Annotated in this window: 21 protein-coding genes; 12 read left to right on the top strand and 9 right to left on the bottom strand. The window is 38.4% G+C overall.

Annotated elements, in window-relative coordinates; genetic code table 11:
* Window positions 1–102 precede the first annotated feature (102 nt).
* The 3 genes from H1R81_RS00645 to H1R81_RS00635 all read left to right on the top strand — a co-directional run bounded on the left by H1R81_RS00645 (window position 103) and on the right by H1R81_RS00635 (window position 2,453).
* Window positions 103–1,206 carry a VWA domain-containing protein gene (locus H1R81_RS00645; RefSeq protein ID WP_181838737.1) on the top strand — a complete coding sequence of 368 codons (1,104 nt, stop codon included), beginning with the start codon at window positions 103–105 and terminating at the stop codon, window positions 1,204–1,206.
* A 79-nt stretch (window positions 1,207–1,285) separates the two neighbouring features.
* Window positions 1,286–1,945, top strand: coding sequence for an endonuclease III (nth, locus tag H1R81_RS00640; RefSeq protein WP_181838736.1), 660 nt, complete (start codon window positions 1,286–1,288; stop codon window positions 1,943–1,945).
* A gap of 28 nt (window positions 1,946–1,973) precedes the next feature.
* Window positions 1,974–2,453: an MOSC domain-containing protein gene (locus H1R81_RS00635; RefSeq protein WP_181838735.1), complete on the top strand. Its 480-nt coding sequence runs from the start codon at window positions 1,974–1,976 to the stop codon at window positions 2,451–2,453.
* Between the two features lie 4 nt (window positions 2,454–2,457).
* Here the strand turns inward: H1R81_RS00635 and H1R81_RS00630 are convergent, their stop codons facing one another.
* The 3 genes from H1R81_RS00630 to H1R81_RS00620 form a co-directional block, all read right to left on the bottom strand.
* Complete coding sequence (locus H1R81_RS00630) at window positions 2,458–2,796, bottom strand: translation initiation factor (protein ID WP_181838734.1); 339 nt, start codon at window positions 2,794–2,796, stop codon at window positions 2,458–2,460.
* On the bottom strand, window positions 2,793–3,662 hold the full coding sequence (locus H1R81_RS27700; protein ID WP_181838733.1) for a diacylglycerol kinase family protein: 870 nt from the start codon (window positions 3,660–3,662) through the stop codon (window positions 2,793–2,795). The genes H1R81_RS00630 and H1R81_RS27700 overlap by 4 nt, the downstream gene beginning before the upstream one ends.
* A gap of 115 nt (window positions 3,663–3,777) precedes the next feature.
* Window positions 3,778–4,233, bottom strand: a complete 456-nt coding sequence (locus tag H1R81_RS00620) for a hypothetical protein (RefSeq protein WP_181838732.1) — start codon at window positions 4,231–4,233, stop codon at window positions 3,778–3,780.
* Window positions 4,234–4,407: 174 nt separating this feature from the next.
* Between H1R81_RS00620 and H1R81_RS00615 the strand changes: the two genes are divergently transcribed.
* Window positions 4,408–4,839, top strand: coding sequence for a DUF4440 domain-containing protein (locus H1R81_RS00615; RefSeq protein WP_181838731.1), 432 nt, complete (start codon window positions 4,408–4,410; stop codon window positions 4,837–4,839).
* Here the strand turns inward: H1R81_RS00615 and H1R81_RS00610 are convergent, their stop codons facing one another.
* Complete coding sequence (locus H1R81_RS00610) at window positions 4,840–5,190, bottom strand: LytTR family DNA-binding domain-containing protein (RefSeq protein ID WP_181838730.1); 351 nt, start codon at window positions 5,188–5,190, stop codon at window positions 4,840–4,842. It lies immediately after the preceding gene.
* Window positions 5,191–5,288: 98 nt separating this feature from the next.
* Window positions 5,289–7,868 (bottom strand): penicillin-binding protein 1A, encoded by a 2,580-nt coding sequence (locus H1R81_RS00605; protein ID WP_181838729.1) that lies wholly within the window; start codon window positions 7,866–7,868, stop codon window positions 5,289–5,291.
* 199 nt (window positions 7,869–8,067) lie between these two features.
* On the opposite strand from H1R81_RS00605, the gene H1R81_RS00600 reads away from it, so the two are divergent.
* From H1R81_RS00600 to H1R81_RS00570, 7 genes are all read left to right on the top strand, one after another.
* On the top strand, window positions 8,068–8,496 hold the full coding sequence (locus H1R81_RS00600; RefSeq protein ID WP_181838728.1) for a hypothetical protein: 429 nt from the start codon (window positions 8,068–8,070) through the stop codon (window positions 8,494–8,496).
* A gap of 300 nt (window positions 8,497–8,796) precedes the next feature.
* A complete protein-coding gene (locus H1R81_RS00595) occupies window positions 8,797–10,545 on the top strand; it encodes a sensor histidine kinase (protein WP_181838727.1) in 1,749 nt (582 codons plus the stop codon).
* A gap of 371 nt (window positions 10,546–10,916) precedes the next feature.
* Window positions 10,917–11,561 (top strand): response regulator transcription factor, encoded by a 645-nt coding sequence (locus tag H1R81_RS00590; protein ID WP_181838726.1) that lies wholly within the window; start codon window positions 10,917–10,919, stop codon window positions 11,559–11,561.
* 348 nt (window positions 11,562–11,909) lie between these two features.
* Window positions 11,910–15,128, top strand: a complete 3,219-nt coding sequence (locus H1R81_RS00585; protein WP_181838725.1) for a TonB-dependent receptor — start codon at window positions 11,910–11,912, stop codon at window positions 15,126–15,128.
* A gap of 33 nt (window positions 15,129–15,161) precedes the next feature.
* A complete protein-coding gene (locus H1R81_RS00580) occupies window positions 15,162–16,880 on the top strand; it encodes a RagB/SusD family nutrient uptake outer membrane protein (RefSeq protein WP_181838724.1) in 1,719 nt (572 codons plus the stop codon).
* Window positions 16,881–17,133: 253 nt separating this feature from the next.
* Window positions 17,134–18,048 carry an ABC transporter ATP-binding protein gene (locus H1R81_RS00575; protein ID WP_181838723.1) on the top strand — a complete coding sequence of 305 codons (915 nt, stop codon included), beginning with the start codon at window positions 17,134–17,136 and terminating at the stop codon, window positions 18,046–18,048.
* Between the two features lie 40 nt (window positions 18,049–18,088).
* A complete protein-coding gene (locus H1R81_RS00570) occupies window positions 18,089–19,426 on the top strand; it encodes an ABC transporter permease (RefSeq protein WP_181838722.1) in 1,338 nt (445 codons plus the stop codon).
* Window positions 19,427–19,485: 59 nt separating this feature from the next.
* On the opposite strand, the gene H1R81_RS00565 is transcribed toward H1R81_RS00570, so the two are convergent.
* Entirely contained in the window at window positions 19,486–20,112 is a 627-nt protein-coding gene (locus H1R81_RS00565) for a peptidoglycan DD-metalloendopeptidase family protein (RefSeq protein WP_181838721.1), read from the bottom strand.
* Between the two features lie 152 nt (window positions 20,113–20,264).
* On the opposite strand from H1R81_RS00565, the gene H1R81_RS00560 reads away from it, so the two are divergent.
* Window positions 20,265–22,049 (top strand): ABC transporter ATP-binding protein, encoded by a 1,785-nt coding sequence (locus tag H1R81_RS00560; RefSeq protein ID WP_181838720.1) that lies wholly within the window; start codon window positions 20,265–20,267, stop codon window positions 22,047–22,049.
* Between the two features lies 1 nt (window position 22,050).
* Here H1R81_RS00560 and H1R81_RS00555 read toward each other — a convergent pair whose 3' ends face one another.
* The 3 genes from H1R81_RS00555 to H1R81_RS00545 are packed head-to-tail and all read right to left on the bottom strand — an operon-like array spanning window position 22,051 to window position 25,904.
* Window positions 22,051–23,865: a M56 family metallopeptidase gene (locus H1R81_RS00555; protein ID WP_181838719.1), complete on the bottom strand. Its 1,815-nt coding sequence runs from the start codon at window positions 23,863–23,865 to the stop codon at window positions 22,051–22,053.
* Window positions 23,865–24,266, bottom strand: coding sequence for an energy transducer TonB (locus tag H1R81_RS00550; RefSeq protein WP_181838718.1), 402 nt, complete (start codon window positions 24,264–24,266; stop codon window positions 23,865–23,867). The genes H1R81_RS00555 and H1R81_RS00550 overlap by 1 nt, the downstream gene beginning before the upstream one ends.
* 30 nt (window positions 24,267–24,296) lie before the next feature.
* The gene (locus H1R81_RS00545; RefSeq protein ID WP_181838717.1) at window positions 24,297–25,904 is read right to left on the bottom strand and encodes a M56 family metallopeptidase; all 1,608 of its coding nucleotides are present in this window, start codon (window positions 25,902–25,904) and stop codon (window positions 24,297–24,299) included.
* Window positions 25,905–25,937: the final 33 nt, after the last annotated feature.

Raw genomic sequence — 25,937 nt, 5'->3', positions numbered from 1 at the left:
ATAGTTCTTAAAAAGTATGTATTGTTTATAAGACCAAACTTTAAGCGAACAAAAAGCGTTAATATTAACAGAGAGATAATAAATGCTAAATCACTGATTGTCATGTTTGGTTTTCGTTTTTCAGAATTTAAGCCCGAAATGAAGGGCAACACCCGATTTGAGCAATTGCTCAATATTTTTCAGCAATTATTGTTGATTACAGCCGGAGACGTAGGTCAGGCACTAAGCTATATGAGCGACCTTGATCGCCAGTATCAGCTCACTGACGATAATTATGGTATGGCTGACTTTATAGAAGATTTGAAAAGAAAGGGTTATATAACCGAAGAAAATCAGGAAGGGCAGCAATATCGCATCACGGCTAAAAGTGAGCAGAGCATCAGAAAACAATCTTTAGAGGAAATCTTTGGTAAACTGAAACGTACAAAGTCGAGCGGTAGCCATCATACACCTTATACCGGGGTTGGTGATGAATTAAGCAGTGATGTACGTGCCTTTCAGTTTGGTGATTCTTTAGAACAGATTTCTATGACAGAATCATTGAAAAATGCTCAGATTAATAGTGGGATTGATGATTTTATGCTATTAGAAAGTGATTTGGAGGTAGTTGATCGTGAATCAAAAATACAGACTTCAACCGTATTGATGATTGATATTTCTCACTCCATGATTCTATATGGTGAAGACCGTATTACTCCTGCCAAAAAAGTGGCTTTAGCTCTGGCAGAATTAATACGTACCAAATATCCGAAAGATACGCTTGATATTCTGGTTTTTGGTAACGATGCCTGGCAAATTCAACTCAAAGATATACCTTATCTGGAAGTTGGGCCTTACCATACCAATACGGTGGCCGGATTAGAACTGGCAATGGACTTATTGCGCCGTAGGAAAACTAAAAACAAGCAAGTGTTTATGATTACTGATGGTAAGCCAACCTGTTTGAAAGAGGGTATCAAATATTATAAAAACAGCTTTGGTCTCGACCGCAAAATTGTAAATAAAACCCTGACGATTGCTGCACAGGCGCGCCGCTTAGAGATTCCGATTACAACCTTCATGATTGCCTCAGACCCTTATCTGAAACAATTTGTGCAGCAGTTTACGCAGGTAAATAATGGGCGTGCTTATTATAGTAATCTTAATGGTTTAGGGGGATTTGTGCTGGAAGATTTCCAACGTAACAGACGTAAGAATATCAAGTAGGTGACTCCTGAAGTACAGTTTTGCTTTCAACCATTAGTTTTTGCTAATTTGGGAGATGCTTTAAAATTTACCACAGACAATGAATAAAAAAGATCGCTATAAAGCTTTAGTTACTTATTTTACCGAACATTATCCTCAAGCCGAAACCGAACTTCATTATACTAATCCCTATGAATTATTAGTGGCTGTGATACTTTCAGCCCAATGCACAGATAAACGGGTAAATCTTATAACACCTAAATTATTTGAGCGTTATCCCACTGCTGAAAGTCTGGCCGACTCGACAGCCGATGAAGTATTTGAATATATAAGGAGTGTAAGTTACCCTAACAACAAAAGCAAACATCTGGTGGGCATGGCTCGTATTTTAGTGAGTGATTTTCAATCAGAAGTACCAAACACTATAGAAGAACTGCAAAAAATGCCTGGTGTGGGTCGAAAAACCGCCAATGTGATTGTATCAGTTATTTATAACCAACCTGCAATGGCTGTTGATACGCACGTGTTCCGTGTTTCGCATCGTTTAGGCTTAGTTCCTAAAACAGCTAAAAATCCATTTCTGGTAGAAAAAGAATTAATAAAGTATCTGCCTAAAGATAAAATTTCAGTGGCACACCATTGGCTCATTCTGCACGGCAGATATATTTGCACCGCCCGTACGCCCAAATGCCCTGAGTGTGAACTAAAAAGTTTCTGCCTTGCCTACGAAACCAAAGATTTTAAAACACCTTCCCTCTGAAATAGTTATTAATGAAAAAGTTGAATTAATGGAGATTAAACAATTAATGAAAAACTTTGCCTTTAATGGTAAGGTAGAGTGGTTGAGCTATAGACCAGGCCCTACTTCAAGAGGGTCAATAAAGATTGTGGATATTATTGACGTGACCGAGCAAAAAGGTATAGTTGGGGATCGTTACAGAGGTACTGCACGCAACAGACAAGTAACCCTTATTCAGGCCGAGCATATTGAAGCTATGGCTAAAATGCTTCATCAAGAAAGTATTGACCCTGCTTTGTTGCGGCGCAATATTGTAGTTTCCGGCATCAATTTATTGGCTTTTCATGATACTATTTTTCAGATTGGTGAAGTAGTATTGAAAGGAACCGGCTATTGCCACCCGTGTAGCCGTATGGAAGAAAACTTAGGTTCTGGCGGATACAATGCCATGCGCGGACACGGAGGTATCACGTGCATGGTAATGAAAGGTGGTAAAATAAGAATTGGCGATGAAGTATCTTCAGTTTAAAGGTTTATCCTCCGGCTTTCTTAGTTTTATAACCTTCTTTCAATAAAAAGACCAGTATTTTATCGCGATGATCTCCCTGTATCAGTATTTCGCCGTCTTTGGCTGTGCCGCCACTTCCACAAAGGTTCTGAAGTTTTTTTCTTAGATTCTGTAAATCCTCATCTTTTGCAATCATGCCATCTATCCTACTCACAACTTTATTGCCCCCTTTTCTATCGAGCCATATTTTCAGGCTTTGCTGCTGTGGCGTCAGCGTTTCAATCTCTTCTTCTTCGCCAAAGTTAAATTCAAAATCTGGGTTGGTCGAATATACCACTCCCTCCCGGTGTTTCTTATTTTTCATATTATTATATGCAAGCTTTTTTCTTTAATACTTATGGTCAATTCATCAGTATCTAATCTTAATGGTTCTCCATCATAATGAATCAACAGATTTTCCTGACCTTTTATCTTAAATTTTGCTCCACGATATGCTTCCGCGTAAGATGACTCATGAATGGTTTTATTGAATAATTTAGTAACAATGCCCGGAATCACCCACACAGGCAAAGGATTCAGCAAGGTACAATCAATAAAGCCATCATCTATTTTTGCTATCGGTGTAATGTAAGCATTATTACCGAATTGCCGGGCATTACCAAAAGTAATACTGAATACTTTATAATCAATTCCTCCGAAATTGCATGGCAAGGGTTGATAAGCCCAGAACTCCTGAAAACCGGCTTTTACGTAGTTCAGCAAACCACGCCCTTTCATTCTTGAAAAAACATCGGCACAATGGGCATCAAAACCTACGCCTGCAGTACAGAAAAAAGGAATATCGTTTACAAAACAAGCATCAATAGGCTTTATGATTGCTTTGTTCAATCTCTCAATTACTTTTTCAGGTTTCATCGGAATCCCCAATTCCCTTGCCAGACCATTGCCAGAGCCCAAAGGCATGATACCTAAAGCAGTTTTACTGCCAATCAATGCCTTGGCTGTTTCATTCACCGTACCATCGCCCCCCATTGCTACAATATAAGGCACTTGTTTTTCAGAAGCTTCATACGCCAGTTCGGTGGCATGTCCGGCAGCTTTGGTTGGAATAATTTTGGCCTGATATTTTTTCTTATCTAATTGATTCTCAATGAGACTGATAATTGCCTGATGGTTTTTCTTTCTACCTGAAAAAGGATTAACTACAAACCAGATTTCTTGCTTGTTCACAAATATTGAAATAAACTACAACTGAATAATTCTCCAAAAATAGTTGATTGAAATAAACTTTCTGAATACAAGGCAGGAAAATAACAGACTATTTTATTGAGAAGATAAGGCTTGATTACCAGGTTCTTGAAGGATCAAAACGGGAATAGTGAAACCTGAGTGTATCAGCCTGGGCAGGGGTATTATATAAAAAATCGCTCATAACAAGGCCAGTAAGACTGCCATCCTGACCAGGGATTATTTCTATTTTTACTAACTTAATACCCATATTTACTTCAAAATAGATTTTACCTTTTTTGTCAATTTCATTGCTGGTCCGGCCAAAAGAATAGGTATTTTCCAGTTTTTTATCCTTAAAAACATGGAAATAATTAGTACTTCCATTAGGTTCTATCTGAACCAGTTGTTCGTACCCAAGTTCATCAGCAAGGGTAATTCGGGAAGGGCTCAAAATTTTTTCCAGTTTCCATACGCCGAATGAAGTAACGACCAGAGGTGCATTTCGTCCATAATAGGGCTTTTCACACGAAATCAATACCAGGCAGAATAAGAAGGAAACAACTCTCTTCATGTTTGTATCTTTTAAAAATGTGATTCTTTTCTGATATTTGGTTAAAACTGACAAAAGAAATTTCTAAAACCCGAAAATTACCATACATTTATTATCAGAAAATAAGTTCAATCCAAAATTACAAAATCAAAGATACCACAAATCAGAATTGATACACTTTCATTAAACAATAATATGAGAACCGTAGTCATTACTCTATTTTGCCTTTCATTTTTTACTCAGGTTTTTGCCCAGAATTCTAAAGACCGTCAGGAGGTATTAAAAGTTCTGAACCGCCAGAATGAAAACTGGAACAAAGGAGATATCAAGGCATTTATGGAGGATTACTGGAAATCTGATTCGCTGATGTTTATAGGCAAAACCGGAGTGATTTACGGTTGGAAAGCCACTTTAGAGAGGTATCTGAAAACATACCCTGATGTTGCTACTATGGGTACGCTTAAATTTGATATTCAGAAAACCGATTTTCATTCCCCTTCCACTTGTTGGGTATTAGGAAAATGGCACTTAACTCGTCCTGAAATAGGAGATGCTGGAGGATTCTTTACACTTGTATTAAAAAAGATTGGTGGCAAATGGCTCATAGTCTCTGACCACACAAGCTGATTAGCTTGCTCTCAAGTATTTAGACATAGTATCTAAAAAAACCTCTTTCCTGCGGCGTGAAAGACTCAGATGGTGTGCATCCTGTACTTTTACCAATAATCCTTCATGAATCTGATACCCTGTTACATATTTCAGATTAACCATATATGATTTATGTGTACGAAAGAAGTTGTAATTAATGAATCGCTTTTCCAATTCTTTCAGTGTTTTTGAAACGATGAATCTTTCGCCATCTTGAAGAAAAATTTCTGTGTAATTTACATCTGCTTTCAAAAAAAGTACTTCCGCAGGATTTACCTTCTTTTTCCCTGCTAATTTAATTGTTCCGGTTATGTATAGTTTTGTGTCCATTTGAATGGGAGTTTACGTTCTTCAAAAGCATTGACTCCCATTCATCAATAATAGTTGTAATGATTAACTATTTTTTAATAAAATTTTTGCAGATATATTTAGCGGTTATTTTTTGTGGTATCTCTTGCTGGTTGCTCTCTTGGAGGGAAGGTAATTACCTCTTGTTGAACAGTATTAGACGAATCTAAGGATATTGCCGTTGTATCCGCAGCCATAATTCCTCCGATGTCTCCACCACACCCCTGATACGTTTTCCTGATAGGTACACCCGGTTTAGGAAATGGTCCTGATTTATACCCCAATGTTTTATCTGTATATACACTTTGCATAAACTTGCCAAAAATCGGTAAAGCTGAACGAGACCCCTCTCCCATTCTGGTGCGGAAGTGAATACTTCGGTCGTCGCCCCCGACCCATACACCACAGACTAAATCTTTAGTAAAACCCATATACCAGGCATCTGAATAATTGGAGGTGGTACCTGTTTTCCCTCCTGCTTGCCCACCATTGCCAAATAAGGCACTAGCATATTCCCACAGACCCTGCGAAGTACCTCCAGCCTCTTCTACCCCTCCACGCAACATATACTGCATCAAAAAGGCAGATTCCGGGCTAATAGCCTGTCTCTTTTTAGTTTCGGCTTCATAGATAATTTTTCCCTGCACATCTTCGATCTTTGATACCAACACCGGTTCTACGTGCTCTCCACCATTGGCAAATACAGCATATGCTCCTATTAATTCATAAAGAGATACATCAGACGACCCCAACCCTATTGATAATACCGGGTCAAGAGGTGTGGTAATTCCTAATTTACGGGCATATTCAACCGTGACTCGTGGTTTTACCTCATCAGACAATTGTGCCGCGATAGAATTGATAGAACGAGCCATAGCCCGACGGAGTGTCATGCTTGCATAGGTAAAAACCCCATCGGCATTTTTGGGTTCCCATACTTTGGCCTGACCGTTTTCCATCCATTCTTTCTTAAATGGTTCATCGGTGCGTCTATCGCAAGGCGAGAGATTCAATGGTCCATCAATAGCAGCACAATATAAAATGGGCTTAAAAGTTGACCCCGGCTGACGGCGTCCCTGCCGCACGTGGTCATATTTAAAATATTCATGATCTATCCCTCCTACCCAGGCTTTGATATATCCGTTGTAAGGATCCATAGCCATCATGCCTGTTTGCAGAATTTTTTTGTAATGGATAATGGAATCAATCGGGCTCATCAGCATTTCCTGCGATGAAGCCCCATCTTTACCCCATACGAATACTCTGGTCATTTTCTTTTTCTCATACATATAATAATGTATAGAATCGGTGTTATTCTTAAACTTCTGAACCAATCGCTTATAGACAGATGTCCGTTTAGCTACCGTATCAATGTAGCCTATTATTTCCTGTCCGTTCTCATATATCCATGGGTTTCTGCCTTTCCATTCCTGGTCAAAAATCTTTTGCAGGCGCCGCATATGGCTCGATACAGCCTTATCGGCATAATCCTGCATTTTGTAGTCGATTGTAGTATAGATTTTTAATCCATCTTTATAAAGGTCTATATCTACCTCATTGGTTTCTGCCCATTTTTCAATAAAACGAGCCAAAGCGGTTTTGAAATAAGTGCCTTTATTATCTTCGTCAACTTCTGTATTGACATCCAGTTTTATTTCAGTTTTACTTAATTCATCTGCTTGTTGTTGTGAAAGGTCTCCATTATTAGCCATCAGTTGTAAAACCGTATTACGGCGTTTAAGAGCATTCTTAGGGTTTCTGATGGGGTTATACAAGGTTGTTCCTTTTTGCAAGCCTACCAATACAGCAGCTTCTTCAGCGGTCAGTTTATCTGGCTCTTTGCTGAAATACGTTTGAGAAGCCGTTCGGATACCATAAGCATTATTGCCATAATCTACTGTATTGAGATACATCGTCAGAATCTCTCCTTTTGTGAAACGTTGCTCCAGACGGATGGCGGTAAGCCATTCTTTGGTTTTATAAACAATCGTACTTATTACTGGTATATAATACAGTAAACCGCGCATTTCGCTGCGCCGTGTATTATACAGGTTTTTAGCTAATTGCTGAGAAATGGTGCTTCCACCACCACGGTCTCCACCGGTAAAGATGCCGACAGCTACACCTGCCATCGACCGCAGATCTATACCCGAATGTTCAAAAAAACGTTTGTCTTCAGTAGAAATAAGTGCCTTAAATAACCAGGGAGACATTTGGGCACTATCAATCGTTTGTCGGTTTTCGGTGAAGAACTTACCTAACTCTACTCCGTCATTGGAATAGATTGTAGAAGATTGCGCAATTTTAGGATTGGTTAACTGCTCGATGCTGGGCATACCACCGCAAAGCCATAAAAAATTGGTTTCGATACAGAACCAATAAAAGAAAATAAAAATAAAAACCCTTATCGCAACCCTGTAAATGCCCCTGATAAAAGGGAAATAATGTCCGTCTGTATCAAATTTAGAGCGAAAGGTACTGGTTATTTTATCGATGATCTTGTAGAAAGATATAAATATGAGTTCTACCCTTTTTACTCCGAATAACTTTGTTAAAATCAGGTATATCCGGTCTAAAAACCACCCCCATGATTCGCTTATCTTATTAGTAGCGTTTTTTAAAATTTGCTTGATAGAACCTGTTCTGTTATTTTCTTCCATAAATAAAGATTTCGCCGAAAACCCAACAAATAACTTGATTCTAAGCCAAATAATCAAAAAAGTTGAAAGGTTTTTTAGCGCATCAACCATTTGCTAAAAAACTTAGCCCAAATATTAAATAAAACTTCAAAAATTTGCAGTGAAGTAGTATCTTTAAGTTAAAACTTTTACTCACGTTCCCAAACTCTGTACTTTAATTATGGATTTTATACCTGCCGACAAACCCTTAGAAAAAGAGATACTTCCTCTATTTACTAAAACTATCCCTTTCCAGCTACCTGTTGAATGGAAAGAATTTATTGTTAAAGTAACTCCCTGGGTTATGGTTTTGTTAGTGCCTCTGCATATTTTTGTCATAGGTCTTTCTGCATTTGCCAGTCTTTTTACCGCTTTTTTTGACCACCCGTTGTGGTCAGTTGGTATGCTTGTTTCTGCCGCAGGCTTAATTTGTAGTTTACTTTCTATCAAAGGCTTGTTCGACCGCAAACGAGAAGGTTGGGTATGGGCATATTATGCCTTTTTGCTTTTTTTATTAAGCGATATTCTTTACTTAAGATTCATTGACGCAATCATCACCTTTCTTATATCCGGCTATTTTCTTTTCCAGATCAGAGAATATTATAAATAACCGAAATACATGCTTTTAAGGATGCATCTCTTAATTTCAAGAAGGGGGTTAAAATTTCAACCTCCTTCTTGAAATTAATTTACTCTGATTTCAACTACTTATAAATCATTTCTGCCAAAATCATACTTCCTGTTTCTATCTAATACTGGTTTTAAGAAAAATATTTCATTAAACCCCAATATCCGGACAATCAGACTTTTATTTTTTACTGAATTTTCGGTAACTTAGTCAATGATTCTATAGAATTATGGCTTATCGGCAGGAAATTCCTTAGAAACACTCTATTCAACTTCTTAACGTATGAACAGCCTTTATTACCTTAAAGCAATTGCTTTGAGCCTGGTTTTATCTTTTTTCTGTTTTTACGGCTATGGGCAACCTACTGATGAAAAAGAGCATAAAGACATTGTCAGTATAAAAAAAGCAATTGAAGAAAATATTAAAAGTCCTGCTCAGTTAGGGCTATTGTACAAACGTCTGGGAGATACTTATCAGAGTCTTTATGGTTTTAATATCTATAGCCTGGAGGCTTATCAGACGAGTCTGGGCTATTTTAAAGAGGCTGGCGATTCTGCTAATTATTACAGTGCCAAAATGGATGTTGGCTGGATGTATTATTTTGATAATTACACCCGGAAATATGCCATTGAAAACTATGAATCAGCTTTAGGCTATTATAAAAGAACCCACCAGTTACAAAAAGAAATTCATACAGAATTAGCGATTATTGATGCTAAAAAACACCAACCACCGTTCGACTACTCGCTTATCAGGCAATTATTAATTATTGAAAAGCGATGCAAGGCCAATAATTTTTTCTTCGACCTTGGCTATGCCCATAATTTGCTTGCTATTTGTTATATAAATCATAAACATCTGATTCTTGCCAGAAAATATCTTGATTTGAGCCAGAAATATGCAATAAAGGCAAACATTAACTGGATGATTTCTGTCAATAATTTCTTCCTGGGACGGATAGAGGCACTTTCAGACAATTATGAGACTGCTATTGAGTATTATCTTAATGCTTATGAAAGTAGCGGGAAAGCCAAAGATGTTGCTTATGCCAAAGACATCTGCAATCATCTTTCGATAGCCTACACTAAAACCGGAGACTATCAGAAAGCCAACGAGTTTTATCAGCAGACACTTTTGTATTCGAATCAATATTATGAGTCAGAGCAGACTATGACTATACGATTAGAAGAACTTAATAGTCAGTATAAAAATCTTCAATTACAAAATCAGCTGACCGAACAGGAAAACCGCCAGGCACGTTTACAGAATATATTATTAATAGTGTTTATTATCTTCCTGATTCTGGCTGTCATAGCTCTTTATATTGGTCGAAAACAGCAGAATACTATTACCCGGCAAAAAGACATTATTCTTACTCAGAAAATTAAAAACCTTGAACTGAAATCTTTAGAAGCCTTGATTCAGGGACAAGAAAACGAACGCGCACGTATTGCACGTGATCTGCACGATAGTTTAGGGATCCAGCTAACACAAATCAAGTTCTTTGTTGAATCCCGTCATAAACCTTTTACAACCAAAGAGAGAGCTACTCTGAATCAGATTATTGATGATGCCTGTAAGGAAATCCGGCTTATTTCACATAATTTACACCCGACTGCGCTTTCAAAATATGGGCTTGAAATTGCCCTTGAAGACCTGATAAATAAGTTACCCAGCACTAAAAAAATAAAAATATGTCTTGAAAAATATGGGTCACTACCCCGATTAAGTCAAGAAGCTATTGCTTTGATATACAGGGTCATACAGGAGCTAATCAACAATGCTATGAAACATGCCAACGCCTGCAAAATCAGTGTTCAGTTATTGGCAAATCAGGAAAATCTGCTTATTAGTGTAGAAGATGATGGGATTGGTTTTAATATAGATCTACAACCCCGGGGAAGCGGTATTTCTAATGTTACTTCACGAATAGAATATCTGAGCGGCCAGGTCTTATGGCAAAATCATATGCCGGCAAGTACCGGAACCTCAGTAATGATCTCAATACCTATGGTAAAAATAGCCAGCTAAATTCTATACTTACCGTTGAAAAATAGGGTTTCCCCTAATAGATTAACAGTTAAGGCATATTACTTTTGTACATCCAATAAAATTATCCGACAGATCCCCAAAATAATTAATGCTGATTAGCCTTAACTCAATACTCACTGTTTCTCTATACAGTTGAGTATATACATTTTATGTATTATAGCATACTGCTATTACCTTAACCTAAACGACAAAGATTTTATTTATAAAAAAGTAAAAACTAAATTGTTAGAGAGATGGTTTTTAGCCATCTCATCTTTTATATTTGGCAAATCTTTATTATTTTAAATATACACCTATTATTTATTAAGCATTTTTATAACTTATGCTGTTTTTGCTTATACTAACTGGCCATGATTAATCTGATAATCGCCGACGACCACAATGTATTTGTGGAAGGTATTGAATCGTTATTATCCCGTAACGATGATTTAAAAGTGGTTGGGAGATGTTATACTGTTGAGGCAGTTAAAGATTGCCTGCTGCAATTTCCTGCAGATATTATCCTGCTTGATATTTCGTTTCCGAGAGTAGAAGATGGCTTGTTGTTGTATGATTATATTTTGCATCAACATCAATCACTAAAAGTTATTTTTCTGACTATGCACGATGAGCTAAGTATTGTTAAGCGCGTGATGAGAAAGGGAGGACAGGGATACTTACTAAAAAATACTTCAAAAGCCGAATTAGTTCAGGCAATTCAGGCTGTTTATGATGGTAAAAAATACATCAATGCTTTTATCAGAAAACTGATGGAAACTCATGATAAAAAAGCCCGCAAATCTGCATTCATTCCTATTGATGAAATCCGTTTATCTCCACGTGAAAAAGAAGTGCTTTTCCTGATTTCAGAGGGTTACACTACACAACAAATGGCAACTAAGCTTTTTGTTACACTCAAAGCCATTGAATTTCACCGCAGCAGTTTATTAGTCAAGTTTGATGTTCCCAACACGGCATTGCTAATAAAAACTGCATTGGAGATGAATTATCTGTGAGTATTCCTTGATTCTGCTACTTTAATTTTTCTTCTTTAAAAGAACAGGAAAATCTGCCAAGAAATAGCTTGATTTTATATCCTGCAAATACGTAAAAGGTCTGGGTAGAGACAATTTATCTCTGCAATACCCTTACCTGACCAACTCTGATTGGGGCAGCGTTTCATCTCCTAATAAGCCTTATCTGCTCTGAATTAAAATCCTTCATACCCAAGCTAAATATAGGGTTTTCCCTAATAAAATGTTATCACAATCAACTTACTTTTGTAAATGACATTTTTTATTGGAATAGTGCTAAACCACTTTTCCAGTAAAATCAAATAACTAAAACAAACATTCTACTCATTAATGAAACACATTTACTCTACCTACACGCGGGGTATCAAACTCTGCCTGTTACTCTGTTTTTCAACAATTCTTACTTATGCGCAAACAAATATCAGCGGAAAAGTAACCGACAAGACCGGTTCGGGGATACCGGGTGTAAGTGTTGTAGTTCAGGGAACGACCACTGGTTCTGTTACAGACGCTAACGGAAACTATCAGATAGCTGCCAAAGCCGGAGCTAAAAGTCTGACTTTTTCGTCTATTGGTTTTATTCTGAAAACAGTAGAGATTGGTTCTAAAACGGTTATTGATGTAACCCTTGAAGAAGATGTGAACTCACTTGACGAAATTGTTGTAACGGGTTATACCTCTGAAAAAAAGAAAGACATTATTGGCTCGGTAGCAGTGGTTAATACCAAAACCACCTTACAGCAACCCTCTTCTAACCTTGGTAGTATGCTACAAGGTAGAGCACCAGGTGTAACCGTAAGTGGTACAGGAGCACCAGGAGCACCTGCCAAAGTACGTATAAGGGGTTTTACTTCATTTGGCAATAACGATCCGCTGTATATCATTGATGGTGTACCAACAGACAATTCAAACTCCCTTAACCCACAGGATATTGAATCGGTACAGGTATTGAAAGATCCTGTATCAGCTTCAATTTATGGTTCTCGTGCAGCAAATGGAGTAATAGTTGTGACAACCAAACAGGGAACATCAGGTAAAACTACCATTTCGTATGATGGCTATTATGGGGTTCAATCATTGCCAAACAGGGTTTTCCCGAGCATGATGAATACCCAGCAATATTACGAATATCTGCAAGCTGCAGCAGCTGGAGCCGGTATTCCATTCAAAAGCAATGTATTCCAGAATGGTATTCCTAAATATCTGGTTACAAATACAAACGTGAATGCAAATCCGACTGACGCCACTAACCCTGATTTAAGCAAATATAACTATGACCCATATAGCTATGACCGCACCTATCAGATTGCTGAAACAAGCATGGGCACTAACTGGCTAAAAGAAGCTACACAAAGTGCCCCTGTACAGAGCCATCAGATTACTGCCACAGGGGGTACAGATAAAGGTACTTACTCATTGGGGGTAAACTATTTTGGTACGGAGGGGATATTCAAACATACAGCACTGAATCGTGTTACTGTTCGTGCCAATACCCGTTTTAAACCTACTAAATGGTTGACCATAGGCGAAAACCTTCAAGTGGCCTTTACTAATCAAAAAGGTGCCAGTGGTAACCCATTCAATTCAGGTGATGGCCTGGATTTTAATAATGAAGCTAGCCCTTGGTATCTCGCATTACGTACAGTACCATTCTTACCTGTTTATGACATCAAAGGCAATTATGCTGGTACATCCTTAGGAGAAGCGGGTAGTACACCGGTGCCATCTGTTACGCTCGACCGCAACAAAGACAACAGATTTTCAGGTATTAACTTATTCGGAAACCTGTATGCCCAGATTGAAGTCTACAAAGATATCATTCTTTCATCTTCATTCGGTATTGATCAGAGCATGACCAATGGCTATAATTTCGTATTTATTACTCCTGAAAAAGCCGAACCGACCCGTAACAATGCTTTTAACGAGTATTTTGGCCGAGGTATCTCATGGACCTGGACAAACAGTATCCAATACAAAAAAGACTTCAATAAAGATCATTCACTAAAACTTTTTGCTGCTACAGAATCTATCTTCAGCCAGTTCAGAGGTATTTCTGGTAGCAGAACTGACTACGATTTCAATGATCCTGATTTCTGGTCGTTGAATACAGGTAAAAACCTGCCACAAAATAGTGGTTCACCCGGAACACCACGTACCCTCTATTCATTAATGGGTAAAGCTGAATACCAGTTGATGGACAGATACTTATTCAGTGCGACTGTTCGCCGTGATGCCTCGTCAGTATTCGGTCCTGAAAGCCGCGTAGGTGTTTTTCCAGCCTTTGGTGTTGGTTGGAGGCTTTCGGAAGAAGCATTCATGAAATCAATTCCGTTTGTAACAGACCTGAAGCTCAGAGCAGGTTGGGGACAGATGGGTAGCCAACGTAACGTAGGATCAGCCAATGCTTATTCGTTCTTCTCAGCAGGTTTGAACAATACTGCTTATGATATTACGGGAGGAAATGGATTACCTGTTATAGGCTATCGTCCGAACGTTGTAGGTAACCCTGCTACCAAATGGGAAGCAGCCGAAATGACGAACGTAGGTCTTGACGGTACACTCTGGAATGGTAAGTTAGATTTCAGTATTGAATATTTTAATAATACTACCAAGGACCTTTTGGTTGACAGACAACCAAACGGACTTGAACCAACAGTTGGCCAGCCTAAAATAAATGTCGGAACGATGGTGAACAAAGGTATTGATATTGCGGTCAGCACTAAAGGCAAGTTCACTCCTGATCTCGGTTACAGCATTGGAGCAACGTTTACACACTATAAAAACGAAGCTGTGAAGATTGATGCTGAAGGAAGTTCTGCCCTTTTGTTTGGTGCAGGTCGTTTAGGCAATATCCAGCGTGTAGAGGGAGGTCGCCCGCTGGCATCTTTCTGGGGATGGGTTGTAGAAGGCAATTTCCAGAATCAGGCAGAAGTTGATGCCCATGCAGCTATGCCTTATAAAAGAGTTGGTTCATGGAAAATCAAGGATATTAACGGTGACAATGTAATTGACGGTAACGACCAGACTTATATTGGTAATCCGATTCCTAAATTTCAGATTGGTACAGATATTTCTCTTACCTATAAAAATTTCGACTTCCAGACATTTCTTTTCTGGAACTACGGTAATGATATTTATAACTACACCAAATGGGCGACTCACCTGAGGGGTTTTGTGGGTGGATATAATACAGAGGTATTGACTGACTCATGGACACCACAGAATCCGAATGGCAGATTACCAATTCTGAATGCCAATGATACTTATTCAGGATCAATTTCAACCTCTTATTATGTAGAAAGTGGTTCTTTCTTACGTGCGCGTCAGGCACAGTTGGGCTTTACAATGCCAAACAAATGGATCAGCAAAGCAGGTATGAGCAGAGCAAGAATTTATGTACAGGTTCAGAATTTATTCACCATTACCAAATACTCTGGCTCAGACCCTGACATCGGAATATTAGGTAATAGTGAATTACAAATGGGAGTTGACCAGTTCAGAACTCCTGCACCAAGAACGGTGCTTTTAGGTGTGAACATCGGACTATAATTCTTGACATTCATTTAAAAACTCTTTAAAAAGATGAAAAAATATATTTTAATTTTCTCAACTTCAATTATGCTCTCGCTGATGGTGGTGGTCTCGTGTAAAGACGAGTTCCTTGACCGCCCACCACTTGGAGCTATTTCTGAAGAAGCTATTACCAACGAAAATGGGGTGAACGGGGCTCTTATTGTAGCTTATCGGGCACTTACGGGAAATCAGATTGCGGCCTGGTATGTAAGCGCCAGCAACTGGCTGTGGGGAAGTATCCGCTCTGAAGATTCTTACAAAGGGTCTGAGTCTCTTGACCAGGCTACCGAAATTAACCCTACCGAACGTTTTGAGGTATTGCCAAGTAATCCATCTGTAACCAACAAATGGAAAGCTATTTATGATGGTATTGGTATGGCAAACATTGTATTACGCATTGTAGAAAAAGTGCCCGGGCTTACTGAAACCAATAAAAAGAATATCATTGCTGAAGCCCGTTTCCTGAGAGGATTCAATCACTTTGAGGCAAAGAGAAACTTCAATAATGTGCCTTACGTGGATGAAAAAATTACCTCTACTGACCAGTACAAGGCCCTTACCAATGAGGCCAGCATCTGGCCTCAGATTGAGGCTGACCTGAAATTTGCTTATGATAACCTTCCTGTTACCCAGCCACAGATTGGCCGTGCAAACAAATGGGCTGCCGGAGCTTATTATGCGAAAGCATTGCTTTATCAAAGCAAATACGCCGACGCCAAAGCTGTATTTGATGCCATCATTGCCAATGGTGTAACAACTAAAGGCGAGAAATATGGGCTACAAGGGGATTTCAAAGATGTGTTCAGAGGAGATTATGAAAATGGTAAAGAAGTAATATTTGGGATTCAATATACTGTAGGTGACGGTACTGGTGGCGCAAATAGTGATAAAGAAGGCGAACTGACAAACCCTCATAACGATGGCCCCGGCGGTTGCTGTGGTTTCCATCAACCATCACAGACATTGGTTAATGCTTTCAGAACACAAGGAGGTTTGCCTTTAATTGGCACATTTAATAATGTTCCTGTGAAAAGCCAGGAATCGGACCCGAACGATTACCCTGACAGAGGGCAATTAGATACACGTCTTGACTATACAGTAGGCCGTATTGGAGTTCCTTACAAGGATTTTGGACCGGCCAAAGCTACCTGGATCCGACAGTTGGCAAATGGTGGTCCATGGTTACCAAACAAACATATTCAATGGCAAGATGAAGTGGGCAAATATTATGTACCAGGCTCCTGGGGACAAACTCAATTAGGAAAAAATGTTTTATTACTTCGTTATGCTGATCTTTTATTGATGGCCGCCGAATGTGAAGTTGAAGTAGGAAGCCTTACCAAAGCACAGGAATATGTAAATATGATTCGTGACCGTGCCGTGAAGTCGACTCAGGTGATGGACGGGGACAAGCCTGCCGCAAACTATCAGGTTTCTGTATATTCGGCTCCGTGGACAGATAAAAATGCAGCAAGAGATGCTGTTAGATTTGAGCGTTTCATTGAATTAGCAATGGAAGGCCATCGTTTTTATGATTTGGTAAGATGGGGAGTTGCTGATGTGGTTATCAACGATTTTATTAAAAGAGAATCACCTATCAGAACGAGTCTGGCTGGTGTAGTGTTCAAAAAAGGTAAGGATGAATATCTACCGATTCCAGAATTTGCCATCAACCAAAGCAAGACATCAGACGGCAAGCAAGGTTTAAAACAAAATAACGGGTATTAACGTATTAAAAATCAAAGTACGCTTTGTTTCAAGAGTAGGGATAAGAGAGACGGTTTCTGACCGTCTCTTTCTTTTTATGGTTGCCACAAATTTAGAATCAATTGTCTGTAAACGGCCTCAACAAATCTAATTATGAGAATATGAGTTTTGATTTTTAAGCCTTTCATGAAAGAATAAAGCCTTTTATACAGATTTCTTTACTACATTTGATAAGAGCTTTATATTTGAGCCACTAAACCAAATAAGAACTACTGTGAATAACATTTTAGAAGTGCACAATGTTGTGAAACGCTATGCCCAACATACGGCTCTCAACAATGTAAGTATCAATGTTCCAAAGGGCCTGATCTTTGGTCTATTAGGGCCAAACGGCGCAGGAAAAACATCTCTCATTCGTATTATTAACCAGATTACTGGTCCAGACGAAGGCCATATTTTATTTGATGGACAAAAATTACATCCTGAACACATTAAGGAGATAGGGTATCTGCCAGAAGAACGCGGGCTTTATAAAAAAATGAAAGTCGGCGAGCAATTGCTTTATCTGGCACAATTGAAAGGTTTGTCTGAAAAACAGGCAATGGAAAAACTGAAAGCGTGGTTTATCAAGTTTGATATTAAAACCTGGTGGACTAAAAACGTAGAAGATTTGTCGAAGGGTATGCAACAGAAGATCCAGTTTGTGGCTACTGTTCTGCACGAACCCCAGTTGATTATCTTAGACGAACCCTTCTCTGGTTTCGACCCTATTAATGCCAACCTGATTAAAGATGAGATTTTAGAGTTAAAGAAAAAGGGAACGACGATCATTTTTTCGACCCACCGTATGGAATCGGTAGAAGAATTGTGCGATCACGTAGCACTTATTAATAAATCTCATAAAATATTAGATGGCCCAAAAAAACAGATTAAAGAGCAGTTTAAAACGCATACCTATAGTGTAGAGTATCTCGGAGATTTAAGTAATGAATTTGAAGATTTTGATATAATAAGTACCAATGCTATAGAAGACAATTATAAAAAATCGACTATAAAGTTAAAACCTGAAGTGCCTGTAAACCGATTGGTGCGACAGTTAATTGATAAGGTAGAGATCCGTACTTTTGGAGAGAATATTCCGAGTATGAATGATATATTCATTGCAGCAGTCAATGAAATACCTCAATAAAACAGCAATTGACTCATTCTTCAAAAAAGCTTATATTATCATGAAAAACATATTCCTTGTTCTAAAAAGAGAATACCTTACAAGAGTGCGCAAAAAGTCATTTATTGTAATGACGATCCTCGGCCCACTACTGATTGGTGCTTTTTACGGTTTTATTGGCTGGACAGCCATGTCGTCTATCAGTCTTAAAAAAGTAGAAGTAATAGACGAAAGTAATTTATTTAAAGGGAAATTCAAAAATACTGAAGAGCTGGATTACAGCTATTCGTCACAATCCTTAGATAATGCCAAGAAAGACTTTGCCAAAAGTAATTATGATGCCCTGGTGTTTATTCCAAAAGACATCATGGATAATCCTAAAGGTGTCAAGATTTTTTCAGAGAAAAGCCTTTCTATTGAATTACAAAATGGCATAGAAAAAACCATAGAAAACGAGATTGAGACTATTAAACTTACAGAAGCAGGCATCACTCAGAAGGTATTGGAAGATGCCAAAATGAATATAAACAGCGAAACAATCAGCCTGAGCGAAGAAGGAGAGAAAAGCAATAGCTCGGTAGCTGCTACTATTATAGGTTATGTTTGTGCATTTCTTATTTACATTACTGTATTCATTTTTGGGGTACAGGTAATGAGAAGCGTGATGGAAGAAAAAACAAGCCGTATAGTAGAAGTTATTATTTCTTCTATTAAACCATTTGAATTGATGATGGGTAAAATTATTGGTGTAGCTTTGGTAGGTCTAACTCAGTTTACGCTCTGGATTTTACTGTCTCTTGCCGTTACTACGGCTGCCACTTCGATGTTCGGCGAAAAATTTGCAGGCTCTCCTGAACAACGCATGGAGCAGGTAAAAAATATGCCACAGGCGCAAGAAATAGAAAAACAAGTAAAGAAAGAGGCAAAAGGAGGAGGAGGCATTTATGGTAAAGCGATGAAAGCTGTGCAAACCTTACCTTGGGTAACTATACTGGTTTGTTTTATTTTCTATTTCCTGGGGGGTTATCTACTATATAGTGCCTTATTTGGTGCGGTAGGCTCGGCAGTAGATAGTGAAACTGATGTTCAACAATTTATGCTGCCGATTACAATGCCTATTATTTTTGCAATTGCTATTGCCCAGTTTGTAATCAGGGAACCTGATGGTAATCTGGCTTTCTGGACTTCGATGATTCCGTTTACCTCTCCTATAATTATGATGGTTCGTATTCCATTTGGTGTGCCAGCCTGGCAAATCATTCTGTCAATGGTGCTTCTTACCGGAGGTTTTATCGGCACAACCTGGTTAGCTGCCCGTATATACCGTGTAGGTATCCTGATGTTCGGTAAAAAACCAACTTTTAAAGAAATAGGTAAGTGGATTTTCTATAAAGGATAAAATCAATCTGTGGCGCAAATCAGAAGCTGTCTTTGCTTGATTTGCGCCACAGATTGATTCTATAAACCCAATAAAAAGTCAGGGTTCAGACATATCTTCTCAAATTGCTCTTTATCTCCTTCGGTACATACTCCCGGAAAATCTCCATACATACCCAATAAATCAGTCATCACCTGAAAATGCAGATGTGGAGGCCAGTCGCCATTAACAGGGTAATTGCCTATTTCTGCTATTTTCTCTCCTGTCTGTATGGATTTGCCTTCAAAAAGCCCATCTAATGATGCTAAAGACAAATGCCCGTAAAGTGTATAAAGAGGCTTGCCTGCATAGGTATGCTCTAAAATAATAGTTGGGCCATAATCGCCAAAATTGGCATTATTTTTAAAACTATGTACTTTACCCATAAGTGGAGAAAAGATTGTCGTACCTGCCTCTGCCCATAAATCAATACCTAAATGGATATTCCTTTGTATTTCGTCTTCAGTTGAAAAATGTTCGCTTCTTCTATAAATCACACGGGGTTCCATATATCCACCTATTCCCATCTTCGCTCCTGCAGTGTAAATTTTATCAAATACATAGTTTGAGAATTTTGCTGTATCTACTAAATCTACCTCTGCTAACTCATGATTATTGGCTGTAAAATCAAGCAGGATATAATTATCAATATTGATGACCTTATGCATAGTATATCAGGGATTTGTCAATTAAAATGCAATGATAGCACTAAATTATTATTTAAGATTTACCAGCCGCATTCAATACAATAATAATGAAGTTATTCTCAATAAAATATGCCAAAAAATATCGTCCTTTGTAACCATTTACGTAGTAACCCATGAATAACCCCTATATTTCTCTACTCCGCACAGCCTGGAAATACGCCCGCCAAGAGAAAAACAAGTATGTATTTATCTATGGACTTTTTATTATGGCTAACATTGTAGCCGCACTTAATCCGCTTTTATATGGCTGGTTTGTAGATAGTATCCAGAGGGATAGTTCTAAAATATGGGATAATACTTTACTGTATGCAGGCTTGTTTTTGTTCCTGAAGCTCATGGAGTGGAGTTTTCATGGCCCTGCCCGCGTGATGGAACGCAACCTGGCCTTTAATCTTAGCCGTAACTTCCTCGATGAATTATATCATCAGACCCTTCATTTACCCATTCGCTGGCATCAGGATAATCATAGTGGTTCAACTATCAACCGTATCCGTAAGGCTTACGAAGCCTTGAAGCACTTCTTTCAGGATGGTTTCATGTTTTTACATGCAATCTTCAAATTTATATTTTCTTTTGGAGCAATGCTTTATTTTTCTCCTTTATTTGGTGGTATCGGTATTCTGATGGGTATGCTTACAATCTGGGTGATTTTCAGGTTCGATAAGCCGTTTATTAAAGCTTTAGATGAAACCAACGAAAAAGAACACGTTGTCTCTTCTACTCTTTTTGATAGTCTCTCGAATATCATAACCGTTATAACTTTGCGGTTGGAGAAAAGAATGGAATCAAGCCTGATGCAGAAGGTGAAAGAAGTGCTACCCCCATTCCGGAGAAATGTGCATTTGAATGAATGGAAATGGTTTGTGGCAGATACATTGGTTACACTTATTTATTGTGTTATTGCTATTGGTTATGTTTATCAACACTGGGAACCAGGCAAACCCTTTTATATCGGTGGTCTGGTGACACTTCTGGGTTATGTAATCCAGTTTACAAGTGTGTTTCATGATGTGGCCTGGCAATATACCAATATTGTGCAATACAATACGGATGTGCAGACCGTAAGAAATATTGGAGAATCTTATGCACAGCACCACCGCCCTGATACTGTTCAGGAATTACCCAAAGACTGGAAGAAGATTGCTATTTCAGGACTTAATTTTTCACATAATGATACTTATGAAGAAGACAAAACGGCTCATAGCCTGCATAACCTGAGCATTCTGATTGAAAAGGGTAAAAAGATCGCTTTTATTGGCGAAAGTGGCAGTGGTAAAAGTACATTATTAGCACTATTAAGAGGATTGTATGATGCCCAACCAGAAGTAAAAGTTTCGATTGATGGCATAATGTATGATTCATTAGATATTATTTCTGAAACAATCACACTTTTCCCGCAGGAGCCTGAAATCTTTGAGAATACGATTGCTTATAACATAACCTTAGGTTTGCCTTTTGAAGAAGAAGACATCATGAATGTAAGTGAAACCGCTCATTTTAAAGAAGTAATTCACCATTTACCAAAAGGGTTAGAGTCAAATATCCAGGAGAAAGGGGTTAATCTTTCTGGTGGACAAAAACAAAGGCTGGCACTGGCAAGAGGTGTACTGGCAGCCCGCATGAGCGAAATCGTCTTACTCGACGAGCCAACCAGTAGCGTCGACCCCAAAACAGAAGTGCAGATTTATAACAAACTATTCAAGGAATTTAAAGACAAGGCTGTACTTTCCTCATTACACCGCTTGCACCTATTGACCAAATTTGACTATGTGTATATTCTGCAAGACGGCCGGCTTGTAGATGAAGGCACATTCAAGCATTTGAAAGAATATAGTGCCGTATTTCAGGAACTATGGAAGCATCAGGAGCATTTGCAAGCTAAAGAAGACAAAGTGTAAACTATTTCTTTGTTTCTGTACCTTCTGCTTTTGTACTCAGAATTATCACTCCATCTTTTCCTTTTGCGCCATAGACTTTAGTTGATGCTTCGTCTCTAAGAACGGTAATAGTTTGAATATTCTTGGTATCTAATTTCTTTAGTTCTTCTTCTTTTATCTCCTTTCCATCAAGAATAAAAAGAGGATTCTTATCATTCATACCCCTAATTCTAATAGCTGTATCAGTGTCCGGTGTAACAATTTCCATAGTACTCTTATCCGCATCTATTACGAAATTAATCGGCATCGTAAACATGACATTTACAAGTTTGCCATTTTGTTTGCCGGGCTTCCAACGGGGTAGTTGCGAAATCACTCTTACGGCTTCTTCATCACAACCATAACCGATACCTTTCAGAATCTTTAAATCGCTGATACTCCCATCTTTTCTGACAACGAATTTTACGAATACTTTTCCGGTAATATTATTCTGTGCTGCTTCAATCGGGTACCTTAAATTATTGTTGATAAAAGTATATAGTTGCTTTACACCACCCGGGTATTCAGGATTCTCCTCTACCGAATCAAAAACCTCACTATCGTTCTCTACAGTCTTTTTGCCGACTTTTATCTCTACTTGCTCTAGTGAAGACTCAGTCGGTTGCTTTAATTTGAGCGACACAATCATTGCCGTTTTATCACCTACTGTTATATCTGTAGTTTCAAAACCATTAAAACTAAAGCGTAATTTGTCAGTATCCGAAACATTAATTTTAAAATCTCCGTCGGTATTGGTTGTTGTACCTCTGTTTTTGTTTACTACTTCAACATTCACGCCCGGTAAAGGCTTACCATCATCAGCAGAAATTACCTTGCCTGTAATAACTTTATCGTTAGCCTCTTCCAATAGGATATCTTTTTTAGCACTCGCATTAGCAGGAGTTTCAAAACCTACGCTACTTTCTTTGAGTCCAGAGAGTTTCACCTCTACCAGATCAAGTACCTGATTGGTCACAACTGTAGCCGAGGAAAGCACCAGCATTAATACAAACAAGGGTACTGCTAAACCATATTTCATTAACATAATATTACGAGAGCGTGGTTTACTTAGCATCTGGATACGGCGTTTAAGGGTTGAATGTGTAAAAAACCGATTGGTTAGCTGGTCGGGCTGTAACCCGAATTCCTGTGTAAAGAGCAACATGGCGTAATCGGCCTTTGAGCTTTCGTTTTGGGCCGCAATGTCATCGGCAATAAATTCATGGATATGCTTGATGTCTTTTTTATACTGATACACTACCGGATTAAACCAGTTCAGTATAGCAATCACCTCGAAAATCATTACATCGGCAGAATGCAGTTGTTGTATATGCACGTGCTCATGTGCCAGAATTGTATCCCGTTTCTTTAAGGTTTCGTCAACAAAACTGTAGCCGAAAAAAGAAAAGGCTGTGAACTTCTCAAAATCCTTGTTTTTTAGTACTACAATCAACTGGAGTAGAGTAATAACCAGACGAATGGTAAAAATACTGATACCTACGATGTATAGTCCTTCTAAAATATTCGCCCAGGTAAAACTGACTCCTTTCGTTGGTCGTATCAGAATCATTGAGGGGTCATAAAGCGTATAAAACACCTCGTTGATTTCTTTGGTGATAAACCATGATTGCACATACTCGGAATACCAGAGTGGAATACCGAACGATAACAATGCTGATACGATTAAATAAGCCCGGTTGAGGTGGTGAAAGGTTTCACCGAAAAGTACGAGCCGATAAAACGAGTAAAACAGTATTAAGTACAGATTTACCTGAACGAGATAAAATAAAAAGTCCATTATTTTGATGATTTTCCTTCTAATGCGAACATAATTGGTAATACCATTGACGTCCGCACCAGTTCGTTGTCTTTTTTGCCGGGTACCCATTTAGGCATGGCTTTCACAACACGGGTTACCTCTTCGTCGCAACCATAGCCCAGACTCTGCGTGATGACAGTTTCGCTGATACTTCCGTCTTCTTCAATAATTAATTTAATCATTACCTTACCCTGAATTTTGTTTTTTTGAGCCTCCTTAGGGTATTTCAGGTTTTTACCTATGAATTCGAACATGGCAGGCATCCCACCCGGATACTCAGGGGTTTGGTCTACCTGTTCGAACACAGGTTTGTTTTTTTGAGCAAAAGCAATAGTCACAGAAAACATAGTCATTGTCAGAATGCAAATTAGCTTTTTCATAAATTTTTTGAGATTGATATAAGTTGAACATTAATAATTGTCAGTAATAATAATTGCTCCGTTTTTGGCTTTCTCGCCATATTTTTTTGTTGCCTCTATTGGTGATAAGATGTCGACCGTTGTATCGTCTACATTAAAACTTGAGGCTGAGTTTTCTATCAGTTTTTCCTCGTCATTGTGGATAACAAGCATTAACTTATCTGTCATCCATAAATCAACTCCAAATCTGGCTTGTTTGCCATAGGTATCAATCAGTTTCTGATTTTCTCCTGTTAGCCTTAGTGTAGCGGTTATTTTATCCTTCAACGTTTTTGTGTTTTCTAAAATCCGGTAATAATCTTCCCGATAAAGTTTCTGGTCGGTATTGATTATTTTCCCATCAACTACAAGTACGCCTTTAAAGGCAGGGTCAATATCACTCTGATTAGCGATAATACCATAAGGTTTGCCTACGGTAATTCTAAGAAAAACTCTTGATTCAACAGGTTTTTTTCTTCTTTCGGCTGGAGTCCAGTAAGGCATTGACCCTAATACTTCTGCTACTCTTCCGTTATAATCTGCCCGTAATCCCTTATCAATAGTCAGTTCTGTTAACTCCCCATATTTATTGACCATAAACGAAGCGTAGATGTCGCCTGCTAATATTTTCCCTTCGGGATATTTGAAGTTTTTGGCAAAATAAGTCTCAAAAGCGCGTATCCCTCCCTTAAATTCTGCCGGAAGTAAATCGACAGGTTTCACTCTCCTGACATCCTGTGCTACTACGAAATAACCCATACATACAACCAAAGGTAATATGAATATGTATTTGCTAATCACCCAGAGAGGTGTACGATTTTTCATCATCATTTTAATCCTCTCTTTCAGCAATGAGTCTTTAAAGAAATCATTGCCTAAAGGGCTGGCATTCATTCTGAAATTATAGGCAAACAAAAACTGTGCATAAGGCACTTTTTCATCTCCTTCAACGATACTGTCGGCAATAAACTCATGCAATCTTGTCAGGGCGGTTTTGTAGGATATTAGTAGCGGATTAAACCAACAAAAAATATGAGCAATCTCGATGAAAAATATATCCCAGCTATGCCCCTGACTGATGTGTACCTCCTCGTGGTCGGTAATGATATTCCGGTTATAGAATATATCTTCTTTATTCAGAATCAGAAAATTGAAAAAAGAATACGATGAAAACGCCTTATTGGTACGCAACAACCAGTATTCTCTCCCACTCCGCGTTTCTGACATATCTATCGGCTCACTATCTCGTAACAGGAAATATATCTTCACCAGGGCAATGATGAATCTTAAGCTGAAAACAATTACTCCGGCCAGATAAATAGCTGAAACTATATCCATCCAGTTAAACACATAATTGTAGTTATCTTCTAAAACAGGCTGATAAATAACCGATTTGATTGATTCGGTTGATACTTCATTCAGAGTTACAGGAAGCGGCTGTGAGAAGGTATAATTATGCCGGATTTTGATAAACGGCATCAGAAACGATACTACCACAGACAGCAACAAATACAAACGGTTGGTTTGAAAGAAGGTGTTTTTGCGCAAGAACACCCAGTAAAAAGCATAGAAGGCAATCAATATCAGATTGACTTTCAGAAGGTAGATCAGTACACTCATATTATCACAGTCGTTTAATTTTTTCGAGAATAA

This window comes from Emticicia sp. BO119 (assembly GCF_013912375.1).
In the GTDB taxonomy this organism is placed as follows: Bacteria; Bacteroidota; Bacteroidia; order Cytophagales; family Spirosomataceae; genus Emticicia.
This window is presented reverse-complemented; position numbering and strand designations above follow the sequence as displayed.

What these genes read in the sequence shown, in the direction of transcription:
- H1R81_RS00645 (WP_181838737.1), top strand. Translation starts at nt 103, where the DNA reads ATGTTTGGTTTTCGTTTTTCAGAATTTAAGCCCGAAATGAAGGGCAAC.
- nth (WP_181838736.1), top strand. Translation starts at nt 1,286, where the DNA reads ATGAATAAAAAAGATCGCTATAAAGCTTTAGTTACTTATTTTACCGAA.
- H1R81_RS00635 (WP_181838735.1), top strand. Translation starts at nt 1,974, where the DNA reads ATGGAGATTAAACAATTAATGAAAAACTTTGCCTTTAATGGTAAGGTA.
- H1R81_RS00630 (WP_181838734.1), bottom strand. Translation starts at nt 2,796, where the DNA reads ATGAAAAATAAGAAACACCGGGAGGGAGTGGTATATTCGACCAACCCA.
- H1R81_RS00620 (WP_181838732.1), bottom strand. Translation starts at nt 4,233, where the DNA reads ATGAAGAGAGTTGTTTCCTTCTTATTCTGCCTGGTATTGATTTCGTGT.
- H1R81_RS00615 (WP_181838731.1), top strand. Translation starts at nt 4,408, where the DNA reads ATGAGAACCGTAGTCATTACTCTATTTTGCCTTTCATTTTTTACTCAG.
- H1R81_RS00610 (WP_181838730.1), bottom strand. Translation starts at nt 5,190, where the DNA reads ATGGACACAAAACTATACATAACCGGAACAATTAAATTAGCAGGGAAA.
- H1R81_RS00605 (WP_181838729.1), bottom strand. Translation starts at nt 7,868, where the DNA reads ATGGAAGAAAATAACAGAACAGGTTCTATCAAGCAAATTTTAAAAAAC.
- H1R81_RS00600 (WP_181838728.1), top strand. Translation starts at nt 8,068, where the DNA reads ATGGATTTTATACCTGCCGACAAACCCTTAGAAAAAGAGATACTTCCT.
- H1R81_RS00595 (WP_181838727.1), top strand. Translation starts at nt 8,797, where the DNA reads ATGAACAGCCTTTATTACCTTAAAGCAATTGCTTTGAGCCTGGTTTTA.
- H1R81_RS00590 (WP_181838726.1), top strand. Translation starts at nt 10,917, where the DNA reads ATGATTAATCTGATAATCGCCGACGACCACAATGTATTTGTGGAAGGT.
- H1R81_RS00585 (WP_181838725.1), top strand. Translation starts at nt 11,910, where the DNA reads ATGAAACACATTTACTCTACCTACACGCGGGGTATCAAACTCTGCCTG.
- H1R81_RS00580 (WP_181838724.1), top strand. Translation starts at nt 15,162, where the DNA reads ATGAAAAAATATATTTTAATTTTCTCAACTTCAATTATGCTCTCGCTG.
- H1R81_RS00570 (WP_181838722.1), top strand. Translation starts at nt 18,089, where the DNA reads ATGAAAAACATATTCCTTGTTCTAAAAAGAGAATACCTTACAAGAGTG.
- H1R81_RS00565 (WP_181838721.1), bottom strand. Translation starts at nt 20,112, where the DNA reads ATGCATAAGGTCATCAATATTGATAATTATATCCTGCTTGATTTTACA.
- H1R81_RS00560 (WP_181838720.1), top strand. Translation starts at nt 20,265, where the DNA reads ATGAATAACCCCTATATTTCTCTACTCCGCACAGCCTGGAAATACGCC.
- H1R81_RS00555 (WP_181838719.1), bottom strand. Translation starts at nt 23,865, where the DNA reads ATGGACTTTTTATTTTATCTCGTTCAGGTAAATCTGTACTTAATACTG.
- H1R81_RS00550 (WP_181838718.1), bottom strand. Translation starts at nt 24,266, where the DNA reads ATGAAAAAGCTAATTTGCATTCTGACAATGACTATGTTTTCTGTGACT.
- H1R81_RS00545 (WP_181838717.1), bottom strand. Translation starts at nt 25,904, where the DNA reads ATGAGTGTACTGATCTACCTTCTGAAAGTCAATCTGATATTGATTGCC.